This window comes from Cupriavidus sp. 22TCCZM04-2 (assembly GCF_057798895.1).
This window is the reverse complement of record NZ_JBYOJS010000012.1, coordinates 69968-87496: the sequence shown is the minus strand read 5'-3', so window position 1 is coordinate 87496 and position 17529 is coordinate 69968. Positions and strand designations below refer to the sequence as shown.

The 17529-nt window shown below is 66.7% G+C and carries 16 protein-coding genes and 1 pseudogene; 6 read left to right on the top strand and 11 right to left on the bottom strand.

Annotation, left to right across the window (positions count from 1 at the left end; translation table 11 throughout):
- Positions 1-21 precede the first annotated feature (21 nt).
- From AC3FKG_RS18440 to AC3FKG_RS18425, 4 genes are read left to right on the top strand one after another with little or no spacing between them, the layout of a single operon-like run.
- On the top strand, positions 22-1545 hold the full coding sequence (locus AC3FKG_RS18440) for a CoA-acylating methylmalonate-semialdehyde dehydrogenase (RefSeq protein ID WP_483714231.1): 1524 nt from the start codon (positions 22-24) through the stop codon (positions 1543-1545).
- 44 nt (positions 1546-1589) lie between these two features.
- A complete protein-coding gene (mmsB, locus tag AC3FKG_RS18435; protein ID WP_488743809.1) occupies positions 1590-2483 on the top strand; it encodes a 3-hydroxyisobutyrate dehydrogenase in 894 nt (297 codons plus the stop codon).
- 12 nt (positions 2484-2495) lie between these two features.
- Entirely contained in the window at positions 2496-3278 is a 783-nt protein-coding gene (locus AC3FKG_RS18430) for an enoyl-CoA hydratase (protein ID WP_488743808.1), read from the top strand.
- Positions 3275-4405, top strand: coding sequence for an enoyl-CoA hydratase/isomerase family protein (locus tag AC3FKG_RS18425; protein WP_488743807.1), 1131 nt, complete (start codon positions 3275-3277; stop codon positions 4403-4405). Before AC3FKG_RS18430 ends, AC3FKG_RS18425 begins: the two co-directional genes overlap by 4 nt.
- Before the next feature lie 57 nt (positions 4406-4462).
- On the opposite strand, the gene alaC is transcribed toward AC3FKG_RS18425, so the two are convergent.
- The 11 genes from alaC to AC3FKG_RS18370 all read right to left on the bottom strand — a co-directional run bounded on the left by alaC (position 4463) and on the right by AC3FKG_RS18370 (position 16126).
- The gene (alaC, locus tag AC3FKG_RS18420) at positions 4463-5713 is read right to left on the bottom strand and encodes an alanine transaminase (protein ID WP_483714227.1); all 1251 of its coding nucleotides are present in this window, start codon (positions 5711-5713) and stop codon (positions 4463-4465) included.
- Between the two features lie 152 nt (positions 5714-5865).
- On the bottom strand, positions 5866-6261 hold the full coding sequence (locus AC3FKG_RS18415; protein WP_488743806.1) for a type II toxin-antitoxin system VapC family toxin: 396 nt from the start codon (positions 6259-6261) through the stop codon (positions 5866-5868).
- 116 nt (positions 6262-6377) lie between these two features.
- Positions 6378-6782 (bottom strand): hypothetical protein, encoded by a 405-nt coding sequence (locus tag AC3FKG_RS18410; protein WP_483714225.1) that lies wholly within the window; start codon positions 6780-6782, stop codon positions 6378-6380.
- A gap of 53 nt (positions 6783-6835) precedes the next feature.
- Positions 6836-7669, bottom strand: a complete 834-nt coding sequence (locus tag AC3FKG_RS18405; RefSeq protein WP_488743850.1) for a siderophore-interacting protein — start codon at positions 7667-7669, stop codon at positions 6836-6838.
- 63 nt (positions 7670-7732) lie between these two features.
- Positions 7733-8368, bottom strand: a complete 636-nt coding sequence (locus AC3FKG_RS18400; protein WP_483714499.1) for a PadR family transcriptional regulator — start codon at positions 8366-8368, stop codon at positions 7733-7735.
- A 158-nt stretch (positions 8369-8526) separates the two neighbouring features.
- Positions 8527-9600 carry an MBL fold metallo-hydrolase gene (locus AC3FKG_RS18395; RefSeq protein ID WP_488743805.1) on the bottom strand — a complete coding sequence of 358 codons (1074 nt, stop codon included), beginning with the start codon at positions 9598-9600 and terminating at the stop codon, positions 8527-8529.
- Between the two features lie 129 nt (positions 9601-9729).
- A complete protein-coding gene (locus AC3FKG_RS18390) occupies positions 9730-11133 on the bottom strand; it encodes an FAD-binding oxidoreductase (RefSeq protein WP_488743849.1) in 1404 nt (467 codons plus the stop codon).
- Positions 11134-11208: 75 nt separating this feature from the next.
- Complete coding sequence (hpaI, locus tag AC3FKG_RS18385) at positions 11209-12015, bottom strand: 4-hydroxy-2-oxoheptanedioate aldolase (protein ID WP_483714223.1); 807 nt, start codon at positions 12013-12015, stop codon at positions 11209-11211.
- Positions 12016-12057: 42 nt separating this feature from the next.
- A complete protein-coding gene (locus AC3FKG_RS18380) occupies positions 12058-13533 on the bottom strand; it encodes an NAD-dependent succinate-semialdehyde dehydrogenase (RefSeq protein WP_488743804.1) in 1476 nt (491 codons plus the stop codon).
- Between the two features lie 42 nt (positions 13534-13575).
- Positions 13576-15099: a UxaA family hydrolase gene (locus tag AC3FKG_RS18375; protein WP_488743803.1), complete on the bottom strand. Its 1524-nt coding sequence runs from the start codon at positions 15097-15099 to the stop codon at positions 13576-13578.
- A 7-nt stretch (positions 15100-15106) separates the two neighbouring features.
- The gene (locus tag AC3FKG_RS18370) at positions 15107-16126 is read right to left on the bottom strand and encodes a tripartite tricarboxylate transporter substrate binding protein (RefSeq protein WP_488743802.1); all 1020 of its coding nucleotides are present in this window, start codon (positions 16124-16126) and stop codon (positions 15107-15109) included.
- A 131-nt stretch (positions 16127-16257) separates the two neighbouring features.
- On the opposite strand from AC3FKG_RS18370, the gene AC3FKG_RS18365 reads away from it, so the two are divergent.
- Entirely contained in the window at positions 16258-17211 is a 954-nt protein-coding gene (locus tag AC3FKG_RS18365; RefSeq protein ID WP_488743801.1) for a LysR substrate-binding domain-containing protein, read from the top strand.
- A 77-nt stretch (positions 17212-17288) separates the two neighbouring features.
- Positions 17289-17522, top strand: a pseudogene (locus AC3FKG_RS18360) (DUF2249 domain-containing protein); the annotation flags it as partial.
- Positions 17523-17529: the final 7 nt, after the last annotated feature.

Genomic DNA, 17529 nt, shown 5'->3' with positions numbered 1-17529 from the left:
CCAGAACCGACCGGAGACATCATGAGTGCACTGCCCCAGACCGCCAACGCCGTTCCGACCGTCCCGCTGCTGATCAACGGCGAGTGGGTGGCGTCATCCGCCACGGAATTCCGCAACGTGGTCAACCCAGCCACGCAAGAGGTCCTGGCCCGCGTGCCGCTGGCCACGGCCAGCGAAGTCGCCGCGGCGGTGGATTCGGCCCATCGCGCGTTTGCCACCTGGCGCCATACGCCGATCGGCGCGCGGCTGCGCATCATGCTGCGCTACCAGGCACTCATCCGCGAACACAGCAAGCGCATCGCCGCCATCCTCACGGCCGAACAGGGCAAGACACTGGCCGATGCGGAAGGCGACATCTTCCGCGGCCTGGAAGTGGTAGAGCATGCGTGCTCGATCGGCACGCTCCAGCAAGGCGGCTTTGCCGAGAACGTGGCGGCCACGGTCGATACCTATACGCTGCAGCAGCCAATCGGCGTGTGCGCTGGCATCACGCCCTTCAACTTCCCGGCCATGATCCCGCTGTGGATGTTCCCGATGGCCATCGTCTGCGGCAATACCTTCGTGCTCAAGCCGTCGGAGCAGGATCCGCTGTCGACGATGGAACTGGTCAAGCTGGCCGTGGAAGCCGGCGTGCCGCCGGGCGTGCTGAACGTGGTGCAAGGTGCCAAGGAGGTCGTCGACGCGCTGTGCACGCACCCCGATATCAAGGCCGTTTCGTTTGTCGGCTCGACCGCGGTCGGCACCCATGTCTACAACCTGGCTGGTGCGCATGGCAAGCGGGTGCAATCGATGATGGGCGCCAAGAACCATGCCGTGGTGCTGCCCGATGCGCACAAGGAGCAAACCCTGAACGCGCTGGCAGGCGCGGGCTTTGGCGCCGCCGGCCAGCGCTGCATGGCGACCTCGGTCATCGTACTGGTCGGCGCCGCGCGCGAATGGGTGCCGGAACTCGTGGCGAAGGCAAAGACGCTCAAGGTCGGCGCTGGCGCGGAGGCTGGCACCGATGTTGGCCCGGTCGTTTCGGTCGCGGCCAAGGAACGCATCCTCGGCCTGATTGCCTCCGGCGAGAAGGAAGGCGCCACGCTGGTGCTGGACGGGCGCAACGTCGAGGTACCGGGCTACCCGCAAGGCAATTTCATCGGCCCGACCATCTTCACCGATGTGACGACCGAGATGTCGGTCTACACCAACGAGATCTTCGGGCCGGTGCTGGTGGTCATCGGCGTGGAAACACTCGACGAAGCCATCGCGCTGGTCAACCGCAACCCGTTCGGCAACGGCACTGGCGTATTCACGCAGAGCGGCGCGGCGGCGCGCAAATTCCAGAGCGAGATCGATGTCGGCCAGGTCGGCATCAACATTCCCATTCCGGTGCCCGTGCCCTACTTCAGCTTCACCGGCTCGCGCGGTTCCAAGCTCGGCGACCTGGGCCCGTATGGCAAGCAGGTGGTGCAGTTCTACACCCAGACCAAGACCGTCACGGCGCGCTGGTTCGACGATGCCACGGTGAATGACGGCGTGAACACGACCATCAGCCTGAAGTAAGCGCGCCACGCACCGACCGCCAGACAATATCCAGGAGACCCGACATGCATATCGCCTTCATCGGCCTCGGCAACATGGGCGCCCCCATGGCGCGCAACCTGCTCAAGGCCGGCCACACGCTGACCGTGTTTGACCTCAACACAGCTGCCGTGGCAGCGCTGTGCGCCGAAGGCGCGGCCTCGGCCGCTTCGGCACGCAAGGCGGTGGCCGAAGCCGACTTCGTCATCACCATGCTGCCCGCGGCCGCGCATGTCCGCACGGCCTATCTAGGTGAGGAAGGCGTGCTGGCGGGCGTGCGGCCCGGCGTGCCGCTGGTCGATTCCAGCACCATCGACCCGACCACCGTGCGCGAACTGGCCGCTGCCGCCGACGCACATGGCAATGCGCTGGCCGACGCGCCGGTGTCCGGCGGCACCGGCGGCGCGCAGGCCGGTACGCTGACGTTCATGGTCGGCGCCACGCCGGAGTTGTTCGAGCGGGTCAAGCCGGTGCTCGCCAATATGGGCCGCAACCTGGTTCATTGCGGCGAGACCGGCACCGGTCAAGTCGCCAAGATCTGCAACAACCTGATCCTCGGGATCTCGATGATCGGCGTGTCGGAAGCCATGGCGCTCGGCGTGCGGCTGGGCATTGACGCCAACGTGCTGGCCGGCATCGTCAATACCTCGACGGGTCGTTGCTGGTCGTCGGACACCTACAACCCGTATCCCGGCGTGATCGAGACCGCCCCGTCGTCGCGCGGCTACACGGGCGGCTTCGGCGCCGACCTGATGCTCAAGGACCTTGGGCTGGCAGCCGATGCCGCACGCAGCGTGAAGCAGCCGCTGTTCCTTGGCGCGCTGGCGCAGCAACTCTATCAGGCCATGAGCCAGGCCGGCGACGGCCAGCTCGACTTCTCCGGGGTGATCCGGCAATACCAGCCCAAAGCCGGAGCCTGAGGGAAGCCAGCCATGATCGAATTCACCCTGGACGGGCACATTGCCCTCCTCACGCTCAGCCGCCCGCCGGCCAATGCCTTCACGGCCGAGGGGCTGCAGCAACTGCAGGATCTTGTCGCCAGGATTGACGCCGACCCGCAAGTCCGCGCCGTCGTCATCACCGGCAGCGGAGACCGCTTCTTCAGTGCCGGCGCGGACCTGAACGGCTTCTCCAACGGCGACCGCGCCCATGCACGCGTGATGGCGCAGCGCTTTGGCACGGCCTTCGAAGCGCTGCAGAACGCGCGCCCGCTCGTGATCGCCGCGATCAACGGCTACGCCATGGGCGGCGGGCTGGAATGCGCGCTCGCCTGCGATGTGCGCATTGCCGAAGAGCAGGCGCAGATGGCCTTGCCAGAGGCAGCCGTGGGCCTGTTGCCCTGCGGCTGCGGCACGCAAACCCTGCCCTGGCTGGTCGGCGAAGGCTGGGCCAAGCGCATGATCCTCACCAATGAGCGGGTGGATGCTCCAACGGCGCTGCGCATCGGGCTGGTGGAAGAAGTGGTGCCACGCGGCAAGTCGCTGGACGCCGCGCTGGCCATGGCCGAACGCGCATGCGCCGTGAGCCCGCACGCGGCGGCCTACAGCAAGCAGCTCGTACATCTCGCGCGCCAGGGCGTGCCGCGCCAGGCCGCACTCGCGCTGGAACGCGAGCGCTTTGTCGACCTGTTCGACGGCGAGGACCAGCGCGAAGGCGTCAATGCCTTCCTGCAGAAACGTGCGCCCCAATGGCGCAACGGCTCGGAGCCGGCATGAGACTCACACCGGAAAGCACGCCCGCCACCCCGTCCGCCGGCGCCGAACCCGAAGTCCTGTTCGAGGTCATCAACCGCGTCGGCCTGGTCACGCTGAACCGGCCACGCCAGCTTAATGCGCTGTCGTACCCGATGATCACGATGCTGGCCGCGCAGCTCGATGCCTGGGCCGCGCAGGACGATATCGAAGCCGTAGTACTGCGCGGCGCCGGGCCAAAGGCGTTCTGCGCGGGCGGCGATATCCGCGCGCTGTATGACAGCTATCGCGACGGCACGCCGCTGCAGCGCCAGTTCTTCATCGACGAATACCAGCTCGACTACCGCCTGCACCGCTATCCCAAGCCGGTGGTGGCGCTGATGGATGGCATCGTCATGGGCGGCGGCATGGGGCTGTCGCAGGCGGCGCACCTGCGCATCGTCACCGAACGCTCGCGCGTGGCCATGCCGGAAACCGGCATCGGGCTCGTGCCTGATGTCGGCGCGAGCCATTTTCTGTCGAAGATGCCGGTCCAGCTCGCGCTCTATCTCGGGCTGACGGGCGTAACCATAGGCGCCGAAGATGCCTTGCTGTGCGGGCTCGCGGACGCCGCTATCAATAGCGTGACGCTGGGCGGCCTCGAAGAAACGTTGCGGACTGTTCGCTGGAGTGGCCAGCCACTGGACGACCTGCGCCGCACGCTGGTACGCGAGCCGATCTGCAGCGCGGCGGACGCGCCACTGCTTGACGTGCTGCCGGCCCTGATGCGGCATTTCCCGGCCGACGCGGCACTCCCCGAGATCATCGCCGGCCTGGCCTGCCAGGACGATCCCCGCTACGCCGAGTGGGCCGCGCGCACGTCGGACACGCTGCGCAAGCGCTCGCCACTGGCCACGTGTGCCACGCGCGAGCTTTTGCTGCGTGGCCGCCGCCTTGACCTGGCCGACTGCTTCCGCATGGAACTGGCCGTGGTGGTGCAGTCGTTCACCCGTGGGGATTTCATCGAGGGCGTGCGAGCGCTGATCGTAGACAAGGACAACGCGCCCAACTGGCGTGTGAGCAGCTACGACGCCGTGGACCGGAGTGCGGTGGAGGTGCTGTTCGCGCGCTGGTGGCAACCGGGCGATGATCCGCTGCACGAGCTGCACTGAGGCCCGTGCCCGATCCGGAAGGCCTGCGCCGTTACAACGCAGGCCTGCTTCCTCGCCTCAGGCCTTGTGCTTGCCGTGACCGTCCGCGGACTCGGCGACTGGCACCTTGATCAGCCCATCCGCACGGAACATCGCCTTGATGCCGCGCACGGCCTGCCGGATGCGCGCTTCGTTCTCGATCAGCGCGAAGCGCACGTATTCATCGCCATAGTCGCCGAAGCCAATGCCCGGCGAAACCGAGACTTTCGCCTTGGCCAGCAGCTGCTTGGCGAACTCCAGCGAACCCAGCGAACGGTATGGCTCCGGGATGCGCGCCCAGATATACATCGACGCCTTCGGGATATCGACCGGCCAGCCCGATTCGATCAGCCCTTTCGCCAGCACGTCGCGACGCGACTGGTAGTGCGCGGCAATCTCCTTCACGCATTCCTGGTCGCCCTCCAGCGCGGCAATGGCCGCCACCTGCACCGGCGTGAAGGTGCCGTAGTCGTGATAGCTCTTGATACGCGTGAGCGCGGCCACCAGGTCCGGGTTGCCCACCATGAAGCCGATACGCCAGCCCGCCATGTTGTAGCTCTTGGACAGCGTGAAGAACTCCACCGCGATGTCCTTGGCGCCGGGCACCTGCATGATCGACGGCGCCTTCCAGCCGTCGAAGACGATGTCGGCATAGGCCAGGTCGTGCACGACGAAGATGTCGTGCTTGCGCGCCAGCGCGATCACGCGCTCGAAGAAATCCAGCTCCACGCACTGCGCGGTCGGGTTCGACGGGAAGCCGAGCACGATCATCTTCGGCTTCGGATAGCTGCCGCGAATGGTGCGCTCGAGCTCCGCGAAGAAATCGACGCCCGGCACCAGCGGCACGGAACGGATATCGGCACCGGCAATCACCGCGCCATAGATATGGATCGGGTAGCTTGGGTCGGGCACCAGCACGGAGTCGCCGCGATCGAGCGTGGCCAGCATCAGGTGCGCCAGGCCTTCCTTGGAACCGATGGTGACGATGGCTTCGGTATCCGGATCGATCTCCACGTCATAGCGCTCGCGATACCAGTGCGAGATCGCGCGGCGCAGGCGCGGTATGCCCCTCGACGTGGAGTAGCCATGCGTGTCCGGCCGTTGCGCGGCCTCTACCAGCTTGGCGACGATATGCGGCGGCGTGGCCCCGTCCGGGTTGCCCATGCTCATGTCGATGATGTCCTCGCCACGGCGGCGGGCGGCCATCTTCAACTCGGCGGTGATATTGAAAACGTACGGGGGAAGGCGATCGATGCGCGCAAAGCGGCGCTTGCCAGAGCTGGCAGTCATGAAGGAGTCCTTTACGTAAGCGCCCGGAACCGTCCGAGCGACGTCGGCAACCGCTGTCTCGGCTGCCGGGGGACCATGTTAGCGGGGATGGGGGGATTGCACAACGGGGGAACGCGACGGCCCCACATAGGCCCTAAGCTGCTGTCCCTGGCCTACCAGACAGTCGTGACATGTTTATAGGCCCGAATCTTCTCATCCTTGGTGACCACCGGAGCCGCCAACTTGCGCGCCGTCGCGACGATCATCCGGTCCACGGGGTCCTTATGGAACTCCCCTGGCAGATGGATCGATTTGATCGAAACGTCGACATCGACCGGATAGAAACACACCGCGTCGATCTCCGCGACCGTGCTTAGCCAACTCTCGACATCCATCGTCAGCAAGAGTTTATCCCGCTCTACAAGCATGGCGATTTCCCACGCAGAGATCGCCGAAATGACAATCTGTCCATCGATGCATTCGTGCTCGATAGCAGCCCTTGCCCTGGCACTCAGTTCCTTGCTTCCACTCGCCCACCAGACCAGGGCATGCGTGTCCAGCACGATCACTGGCCCGCCTCCCATTCCACGTCGATGGGGTCCGTCGGGTTGTCATAGCGGACGACCGTGCCGGACAGGATTTCCTATCGGCCCGTGCGCGAGATGCCAGGCGGCTTACCGCCCTCTTACAGCAACTTGCCTCCCGGCGGACTGCTCGGCCGATCCGCCGGCAAGTGCTGGATGATGCAGTCCAGCGCCCGCGTGTCCGCCTTGCCAGCACCCAGCGTCCCGCCGACCGACGTGCGGTACTGCGCCGGACTGATCCGCCTGTAGTACAGGCGCGAGGTCTGGTCCAGCCAGTAGACGTAGTCGTCGTCCCCCGTGCTGCCGCTGTTGCGCAGCCACTCGCTGATGTTGTTGGTGCCGATGACCATATTGGGACAGGCCGTCTTCAGCGAATCCAGGTAGGCATTGAAACCCTTGGCCTCGATGTTGCGGACAGAGTCCGGTGCGCAGGCGGCCAGCGTCAGGGCAACGCCTGCCGCCGCGGCAAATTGAATCCTTATCCAGCCCGATGCGATGTTCGGCACAGCAGCCTCCTTGCGAGTTGCGTTGCCGTCATCTTAGGCCATCGGGGCGCAGCTCAGTCTTCGAGGGTCTCATGCACGGCCGCCGCGCCGCGTTTCCAGTAGCTCGACGCGCGGATTCGTGTTTTCGCAATGCCACGCTCGGCGACAAGATGCTGGCGAACTGCCTTGATTGCGGCAGACTCCCCGGCCGCCCAGACATAACCTTCGCCATGCGGCAGCCCGATCTTGCGCAGCGCCGGTTCGAGCAAGCTGCCCTCGGGCCCGTTGCCCCGGTGCAGCCAGTGGACCTCCAGCTTCGCGGCGCTCGGAAGGGGAATTTCGGCCGCTGCGTCGGGCACTTCCACGACCACCAGCGCGCGGGTATTCGCTCCCAGTTCCTCCAGCCGGCGCCCGATGGCTGGCAAAGCCGTTTCATCGCCAATCAGCAGGTGCCAGTCGAACTCCGTGGGGACCACGAAGGAGCCGCGCGGACCGCCTACGCCAAGGTACTGTCCCGGCTGCGCCTGGGCGGCCCATGTCGAGGCGGGCCCATCGCCATGCAAAACGAATTCGATATCCAGTTCCTGCGCAGCCGGATCGTGGCGGCGCGGCGTGTAGTCGCGCGCGGGCGGCCGTGGCTTGCCTTCGGCAAAGACCGGACCATTGGGCCCGACCTCCGACATTGCCGGCTTGTCGGCGCCGCCTTGCGGGAAGAAGACCTTCACATGGTCGTCAAACGAGGCCGAGACGAAGTCGGCTAGATCAGCGCCGTGCAGGGTCACACGCAGCAATTGCGGAGAAACGAGCCGGGTACGGACGACCTGGAGCATCCGCATCTTCAGCGGATGGCGGACGCGCTGCACGGTGAGGTCGCGGATGGAGTGGGTGGCTTCAGTCTGTGTGGTCATGGAATTCCTCAAATGAAGGGCGCTCGCAGCGCCCAGGGCGGACGCAAAGGTCAACGCCACGACTCAGCGCTTGGGGCCGGCTTCGATTTCTGCCGTGGCCTGCGCGAGGATGGCGGCGATGCGCCGCTGCTCATCGGGCGAGGCATCGCCGCGCAGCGCCAGCGCGCGCTTGAGCGCCACGCGGGCCTGCACGAACTCGGGCGCCCAGCCGCCCTGCTCTGGCTCGATCTGCGGCTCGCCGGCCATGGCGCGGCGGATCCAGTCCATCTTGCGCGCGGCATGGCGCAGGCGTCCCAGCATCAGGTCGAGCCGGTCCTTGTTGGCCGTCAGATAGGCGCGGCCGGCATCGGCGAGGTGGTAGCGCTTCTTGTTGCCCTCGGTATCCACCGTGGCATAGCCGACCTCTTCCAGATAGGTCAGCGCGGGATACACCATGCCGGGGCTTGGCTTGTAGAAGCCGCTGGTGCGCGTCTCCAGGGCCTTGATCAGCTCATAGCCGTGGCTGGGCTTCTCCTCCAGCAAGGCGAGCAGCAGCAATTGCAGGTCCTCGGCGCTGAACTTGCGGCCGCGCCGCCAGCCTTCGCCGTCAAAGTCACCCGGACCGTCAAACCCGTCGCCATCCCCTTGCCCGCCCCATGGACCACCGCCGCGCGGATGGCGCCCGATCGCATGGTGTAAAAAATGATGAGAAAGACGCATGCCGAGACGGTGACCCAGGCCCGGACGGTCGAATGAAGCAAATGGATGTCGCACGAGCGCCTCCGATATATCTTAAAACATATCTTAAGATATATATCGGAGACTGCGAAGTCAAGTTTTGTTGCCCCGCCCCACCGCCACGGGAGACGGTGCCGCCGTCACTTCATGCGGTACCAGTGGAAGCCATCCGACCCGGTTTCCCGAATCGCTTCGCCCAGGTGCATCAGGTAGTTCAGGTGCGCGATGCTCTCGCCTGTTGCCATGCCGAGCAGGCCCGGGCTGTCGATGGGCCGCGAAAACAGTTGCCCGAACACGTCGACAGCCCGCCGCGGCTCGGCCAGTGCCGCGCGCAGGCGATCAAGTGCCTGGTGCTGGCTGCGCGACAGGTAGTCGAGCCGGGCATGCAGGCCGCGGAACGGTTCGTTGTGCGCCGGCAGCACCAGCACGTCGTCCGGCACCTCGCGCCGGACCTTGTCGAGCGAGTCCAGCCAGTCACCCATCGGGTCGGCTTCGGGTTCGGTCGGGAACACCGAGACATTGGAAGAAATGCGCGGCAGGACCTGGTCGCCGGAGATCAGCAACTTCAGCGCCGGGCAGTACAGGCAGGCATGTTCGGGGGAATGCCCCTTGCCGACGACCACGCGCCATTCGTGCTCGCCGATGCGCAGCACGTCGCCATCCGTCAGGCGCTGGAAGCTCTCGGGCAGCGCGTGCACATACTTGCCGAAGCCGCCAAACCGGGCCCGGTACACTTCGATGTCGTCCTCGGTCCACCCTGCCTGCCGGTAGAATTCCACGCCTTCCTGCGGCGCGGCGCGGCCGGTATCGGCGGCCAGTACGCGGCACATCAGGTATTCCATCGACGTCATCCAGAGCCGGCAGCCGAACTTGCGCGTGAGCCAGCCGGCCATGCCAATGTGGTCGGGGTGCATATGGGTGACGAACAGCCGCGTCAGGCCGCCGCCGGCCAGCGCGCCGCCATCGGCGAACAGCGTCCGCCACGCTGCCGCGGTCTCGGGCGTCTGCAGGCCGGAATCCACGGCCGCCCAGCCCGCGCCGTCGCGGATGGCCCAGAGGTTGATGTGGTTCAGGCCCAGCGGCATCGGCATGCGCAGCCAGCGCACGCCAGGCGCGACTTCATGCGCCTGGCCCGGCGCGGGCGCGTCGCCGCAGGGATAGTCGAGGGTGGGTTTTTCGAGAGGAGACTGCGTGGTAGGGGCGTTCTGGCTCATGCTTTCTCGGCCTTGTCGGTGTCGGGCTGTGCGCCCGGCTGACGGCCGCTGCGGCCTGCCCCCGGGTCTCTTGTCCAGCAGACACCTTAGCCGAGTTGGACCATTCGTGTCACGCCCCGATTCAGGGGGTTACTGGCCTTGCGCCGGCAGTACCTTGCCTGGATTGAGCAGGTTGCGCGGGTCCAGTGCCTGCTTCACCTGCCACATCAGTTCGATCTCCACGGTGGACTTGAACTGCGCGAGGTCATCGCGCTTGACCACGCCGATGCCGTGCTCGGCCGAGATCGAGCCGTTCTCGGCATGCGCCATGGCATCGACCAGGCCGGAGATGCGCGCATACCACTGGGCCAGGAATTCCTTCGCCGGCTGGTCCTTCGGACGCAGCGGATTGAAGTGGACGTTGCCGTCGCCCATATGTCCGTAGATCACCATGCGGGCCGACGGCTCCAGTGCCAGCACCTGCGCGGACGCCTCTTCGACAAACGCCGCGATGCGCGACAGCGGCACCGAGACATCGCACTTGATGCTGCCGCCCGTACGCGTCTGCGCGTCCGAAATCTCTTCGCGGATGCGCCAGAAGTTCTGCGCATCGGACAGGCTGGCCGCGACGGCGGCGTCCAGCACCAGCCCTTGCTCGAAGCCCGACTCCAGAATCTCCATCAACGTCGCGTTGAGGCTTTCCGCATCGGTGCCCGACGTCAGTTCAACCAGCACCATCCAGTCGTGCATCGCGGGCAGCGGCGAGGGGACGTTGCCCAGGTACTCGAGCACCAGTTCCAGCGCCGGGCGCGAGATCAGCTCGAACGCGGTCACGGCCTGCCCGGACAAGCGCTTGGCCTCGCCAAGCAACTGCACGGCCGCCGCGGGGCTCTGTACCGCAACGAATGCCACCGCCGCACTGCGCGGCTGCGGCATCAGCTTGAGCACCGCGCCGGTGATGATGCCGAGCGTACCTTCCGCACCGATGAACAGGTGCTTGAGGTCATAGCCGGTGTTGTCCTTGCGCAAGCCGCGCAGCTGCGAGTAGATGCGTCCGTCCGGCAGCACGGCCTCGATCCCGAGCACCAGGTCGCGCATGTTGCCGTAGCGCAGCACCGCGGTGCCGCCGGCATTGGTGGACAGGTTGCCGCCGATCTGGCACGAGCCTTCCGAGCCGATGCGCAGCGGGAACAGGCGCTGCTCCCCTTCCGCCGCGCTGCGCGCCGCGCTCAGCGTGACGCCCGCCTGCAACGTCATGGTGTCGTTCACGGTGTCGATAGCCAGCACGCGGTTCATGCGCCGCAGGTTGATGACCACGGCCGCGCCCGTACCGTCCGGCACCGCGCCGCCCATCAGCGACGTGTTGCCGCCTTGCGGCACGACCGGCACGTGGTTGGCATGGCACCACTGCATGACCTGGCTGACTTCTTCCGTCGACGCGGGCAGCACCACCACCTGGGCCTTGCCATGGTAGATGCCGCGGTAGTCGGTGACGAAGGGCTGCATGTCGGCGTCGCCGCTCAGGCAGGCGTTTTCGCCAACAATGGCCTGCATCGCGCGCAGGGTGGCTTGCGGGTTCGTGGCTTGGGCTTCGACTGGCATGTTGCGATGGGAAATCGAGGGTCGTGTTCAATAAGCGGCGGAAGGCGCGGCAACCGTGCTGCCGGCCTGCTGCGGCTTGAATTCTGCCGCCAGGCGTCGCGCCGCGTTGGCGTACATCGTCACGTCGACGCCGGTTGCCACGAAGGTGCAGCCCAGCGCCAGGTAGCGGCGCGCCAGCGCCGGGTCGGAAGTCAGCGTGCCGGCGGCCTTGCCGGAGGCAATGATGGTCCGCATCGCGCCCTCGATCGCAGCCTGCACTTCCGGATGTCCCGGCTTGCCGCGATAGCCCATCGACGCCGCAAGGTCCGCGGGGCCGATGAACACACCATCCACGCCGTCCACGGTGCAGATTTCCTCAAGGTTCTTCAGCGCCGTCACGGTTTCCGCCTGCACGAGCAGGCAGACCTCGTCATCGGCCACGTCCAGGTAGTCCGTGCGGCTGCTCCAACGCGACGCGCGCCCCACCGCACTGCCCACGCCGCGGATGCCTTGTGGCGGATAGCGCGTTGCGCTGACCATCATGCGCGCCTGCTCGGCCGTATCGACCATCGGCACCAGCAGGGTCTTCGCGCCGATATCGAGCAGCTGCTTGATCAGCGCGACCTCGCCCGCCAGCGCGCGCACCACCGGCTGCGACGCATACGGTGCAACGACCTGCAGCGCCTGCAGGGTCGAGCGCAGGTCGTTCGGCGCGTGTTCGCCGTCGATCAGCAGCCAGTCGAAACCGGCGGTGGCCGACACTTCGGCCAGGTAGGGCGTAGCCATCGAAAGCCAGAGGCCGATCTGCGCCTGGCGGGCCGCCAGCGCGGCCTTGAACGGATTATGTGCGGGCATGATGCCTTGTATTCGGGGTACGGGAGTACCGGGTGTTGCCACTCAGCCGAGCTGGCCGTGGCAAAGGTACTTGGTATGCAGGTAGTCGTCCAGCCCGTGGCGCGAGCCTTCGCGCCCGTAGCCGGACTCTTTGACACCGCCGAACGGCGCGGCCTCTGCGGCGATTGCGCCTTCGTTGATGCCGACCATGCCGGTCTCCAGCGCCTGCGCGACGCGCCAGATGCGGCGCACGTCGTTCGAGTAGAAGTAGGCGGCCAGCCCGAACGGCGTGTCGTTCGCGTCGCGGATCACCTCGGCCTCGTCGCGGAACCGGAAGACCGGCGCCACCGGGCCGAAGGTCTCTTCGCGGGACAGCTCCATCTCGGGCGTGGCGTCGACCAGCACTGTCGGCGCGTAGTAGTGCGGGCCATCGGCCGTGCGCACACGCCGTCCGCCCGTCACCACGCGCGCGCCCCTGGCCACCGCGTCTTCAACGTGCCGCGCGATCTTGTCGACCGCGCGCGCATTGATCATCGGCCCGATCTGCGCGTTTTCGTCCGTGGCCGGCCCGACGTGAAGCGCGCCCACGCGGTGTGCCAGCCGTTCGACAAACTCGTCATGCACTGTGTCGTGCACGTAGACGCGGTTCGGGCATACGCAGGTCTGCCCGCCATTGCGGAACTTGGAGGCCATCAGGCCATCGACCGCGGCGTCGAGGTCGGCATCCTCGAACACAATGAACGGCGCATTGCCGCCGAGTTCCAGCGACAGCTTCTTGAGGGTGCCGGCCGATTCGCGGGCGAGATGCTTGCCCACCGGCGTGGAGCCCGTGAACGTGATCTTGCGCACGCGGCTGTCGGCCAGCCACGCATCGACCACGGCCGGCGTGCTTTCGCGCGACGCCGTGACGATATTGAGCACGCCTGCCGGCAGGCCGGCCTGCTCGGCAAGCCAGGCCAGCGCAAGCGCGGTCAGCGGCGTGTCCTCGGCGGGCTTGGCCACCACCGTGCAGCCCGCCGCCAGCGCCGGCGCGATCTTGCGGGCGATCATCGCCAGCGGGAAATTCCACGGCGTGATGGCCGCCACTACGCCTACCGGTTCCTTGAGCACCAGCAGCTTGCGGCCCGGCACGGCCTCCGCGACGATGTCGCCGCAGATGCGCGTGGCCTCTTCGGCAAACCACTCGACGTAAGACGCCCCGTACAGCACCTCGCCGAGCGCTTCCTTCAACGGCTTGCCCTGCTCGGTCGAGATGATGCGGGCCAGGTCTTCCTGGCTCGCCAGGATCAGCGCGTGCCAGCGCTTGATCAGTTGCGCGCGCTCGCGCGCCGGGCGGGCGCTCCAGGCGGGGAACGCTTCGGCGGCAGCGTCCGCCGCGCGGCCCGCGTCGTCGTCGCCGCTGTCAGGCACATGGGCGAACACCTCGCCCGTGGCCGGATTGGTGACCGCGAAGCGGGCGCCCTGCCCGGCATCGCGCCATTGCTGGTTGATGAAATTCTGGCTGCGCAGCAGCGCGGTATTGGCAAGCGTCAGGGACATGGAAGAAGCCTAAAAGGTGCAAAACAACGGCGGATACAGCGGTCAGCTGACGATGCCCATGTGCCAGGGCACGAACTCGTTGTCGCCCAGCCCCAGCAGTTCGCTCTTGGTCGGCTGCCCGGACGCGGCCTGCAGGATATGTTCGAAAATGCGCTGCCCCATTTGCTCGATCGTCAGCACGCCGTCGACTACCAGCCCGCAGTTGATATCCATGTCCTCCTGCAGGCGGGTGTACATCGGGGAATTCGACGCGAGCTTGACGGTGGGCGCCGGCTTGGAGCCGAACATCGAGCCACGGCCCGTGGTGAAGCAGATCAGATTGGCGCCACTCGCAATCTGGCCAGTCACGGCCACCGGATCGTAGCCCGGTGAATCCATGAAGACAAAGCCGGCCTTGTCGATCGGCTCGGCGTATTCGTACACCGCCTGCAAAGGCGTAGTGCCGCCCTTCATGGCCGACCCGAGCGACTTCTCGAAGATGTTCGCCAGGCCGCCCTGCTGGTTGCCGTGGCCGACCACGCCATTGAACTGGGCGTTGTGCCCGGCGGTGTAGCGCTCCCACCAGGCGAGGCGGTCGAGCAGCTTCTGGCCGACTTCCGGCGTCACCGCGCGGCGCGTCAGCATGAATTCGACACCGTGGATCTCCGGCGTCTCCGACAGGATCGCGGTGCCGCCGTGGCGCACCAGGATATCCATGGCCGCGCCCAGCGCCGGGTTCGCGCTGATGCCGGAAAAGCCATCCGAGCCGCCGCATTCCAGCCCGATCTTCAGGTGGCTGGCCGACACGCGCTGGCGCACTGCCTGGTTCGCTGCCGGCAGCATCGATGCCACGGCGCGGATGCCGGCCTGGATGGTCTCGCGCGTGCCGCCGGCGTCCTGCATGACGAGCGTGTGCATGGCCGCGCCCGGTTCCAGCCCCTGTGATTCCACCAGCCCGGCCACCTGGTTGCGCTCGCAGCCCAGCCCAACGATCAGCACGCCAGCCAGGTTCGGATGCCGCGCATAGCCGGCCAGCGTCCGGCGCAGCACGTCGAAATGCTCGCTTGGCGACGACATGCCGCAGCCGCTGGTCTGCGCAAAGGCCACCACGCCATCGACGTTCGGATAGGCTGCCAGCCGCTGCGGCGTGAAATGCGCGGCGATCTGCCGGATCACCGTCGACGAGCAGTTCACCGACGACAGGATGCCGATGAAGTTGCGCGTGCCGACGCGGCCATCGGGGCGCACGAAGCCCATGAACGTGGCCCGCTCGGCTTCGGGCACGTAGTCGATTGCGCGGACGTCCTGACAAAAGCCAGGATCACGGTAGAAATCCACCAGCTTGAGGTTGTGCGAATGCACGTGCTCGCCCGCCGCGATGTCGCGCGCTGCAACGCCGATCACGGTGTCGTACTTGCGCACCGGCGTGCCGGCGGCAATGGCGCGGGCAGCGATCTTGTGGCCGGCCGGAACCTGCGCGCGCACGCGCAGTGCCGGGTCGGACAACTGCTGCCCCAGCGCCAGCTCGCTCCTGGCAACCAGGACGTTGTCGTTCGCATGCAGCCGGATGACGGGATTCGTTTTCACTTGGCAATCAACCTTGCTTCAGCAGTTCCTTGAGCCTCAGCTTCTGGATGAGCCGGGTTTCCTGGGCGTAGACCGTTGCCACGTACTTCTTGTAGTCGGGGCCATCGAGATACATCACGGGCGCGTCCAGGCGCGCCGCCACATTGTGGAACTCGGTGCTCGCGACCGCGGCACGGAAGGCGTCGCGCAGCTTCTTTTCCACGGCAGGCGGCAACCCCTTCGGCGCGCCGATACCGTTCGGCGCCTCCACCACCACGTCGTAGCCCAGTTCCTTCAGCGTCGGCGTGTCCTTGAAGCGCGTGGCGCGCTGCTCGCCCCAGGTGGACAGCAAGCGCAGCTTGCCGGCCTCGACATGCGGGGCCCACGAACTGGAATCGGCCAGCAGGTCGACCTGTCCGGCCAGCACATCCTGCAGCGCCGCGGCACCGCCCTTGTAGGCAATGGCGTTGAACTTCACGCCGGCCGCCAGCGCGAACTGCTCCATGCCCACATGCGTGGCGCCGCCGATGCCTGCATGGGCATAGGTGATCCGGCCCGGATTGGCCCTGGCCGCCGCCACCACGTCCTGCATGGTCTTGAAGCGCGAGTTGACCGGCACGGCAATGCCGAAGGTCTGCCCGGACGTCCGCGCCAGGTAGGTCAGCTCGGTGCGCGGATCGAGCTGCAGCATGCCGAGCTGCGAGAAGCGCGTGACCGAGATCGGAATCTGGCCGATGGTGTAGCCGTCAGGATTGGCCCGCGCCAGTGCCTTGGTGCCGATCATGCCGGACGCGCCCGCGCGGTTCTCGACCACGATCGACTGTTTCATGATGCCGGATGCCACCTGGCACAGGGCACGCATCGACTGGTCCGCGGTCCCGCCAACGGGCCACGGGCAGATGAACGTGATCGGACGCTCGGGATACTCCGCCGCGGCAGCCTGCGCCGCGCCGGGCAGCAGCATGCCGGCCGTACCCGCGGCAGCGGCCGCCGCACCGCCGACGAGCAGCTGACGACGCTTCGGATTGAAGGGGAGTCCTTGGGTCATGTGGGGTGTCTCGGTTGTTATGCGGCGGAGGGTCCGACCGCGCTGTGCCGTGCATTGTGTTCCCGACAAACATAACAATCCAATCACAAACTGGCATTGCTTCATAACATAATCGTTATGTAGACTCGGGCATGGCCAACATCGATCGCGCGCTGCGCTCCAACATCAAGTTACGCCACCTGCAACTGCTAGTGGCGCTCGACGAATTCCGGCACCTGGGCCGCACGGCGGAATTCCTGTCCGTCAGCCAGCCGGCCGTTTCGCGGGTGCTGACCGAGGTCGAGAAGATGCTAGGCATGGCACTGTTCACGCGCTCCACGCGGGGCACCGAACCGACCGCGGCCGGCGAATCGCTGGTGCGGTTTGCGCGCTCGGTGCTGGCGCAATACGAGCAGACGCGCGACGAAATCGCGGCCGTGGAAAGCGGTGCGTCGGGGCGCATCCGCATCGGCTCGATGGGGGCGGCGCTGCCGGCCTTGCTGGCGCGCGCGGTTGGCATGCTCAAGCAGCGCTCGCCGCGCGCCACCGTGCTGATCGAGGAAGGCGACCTGCCCCACCTGCTGCCCAAGCTGCGCCTGAGCGAACTGGACCTGATCGTGGGCCGGCTGGAACCTGGCTACGCCGCGCCCGACCTGCTGGCCGAAGCCTTGTATGCCGATCCCATGGTGGCCGTGGTCAGGCGCGGGCACCGGCTCACGCGCAAGGCCAGCGCGGGCTGGCGCGACCTGGCGGAGGTGCCGTGCGTGCTGCCGCCGCCGTGGGCCTCGCTGCGGGTCAAGATCGAGCAGGCTTTCCACCAGCACGGTCTGCATCCGCCGGAGGACGTGATCGAATCGTCGTCCTACCTTGCGCTGGCCACCTTTGCCGTCGAACGCGATGCCGCGGGCTTCATGGCGCGTTCCGCCGCGCAGGCGCTCGAGGCCGAGGGCCGCGTGCGGATCCTCGCCATGGAGGTGCCGGTCGAACTGCCGCCGGTTGGCGTCATGACCTTGCGCGAACGCCCCCTGACCAGCAGCGCGGTGCAGATGATCGACTACCTGCGGCGCGCAGCGGCGGCGTTGAAGCCATCCGGCGGCGTGTCGTGAATCGTTGCGCCAGGTCAAATGCAGCGGGCAGCGCCCCGGTAAGCTGCTACGCCTTAGCCAATCAGCGAGGAATGACCATGAGCACGGCCCACATGCCCTTCCTGTTCGACGCCAGGGGCATTTCGAAGCGCTTCCGCCATGCCGCCATCTTCGGCGCGCTGGAATCCCTGGGCGACGGGGAAACCATGCGCTTCGTCAACGACCACGACCCGCAGCCACTGCTGGAACAACTGCGCCAGCGCTACCGCAACCAGATTCAGATCGAGTACGTCCAGCGCGATCAGGAGGCTGTGGTGATCGATTTTGTCGTCCACCCCT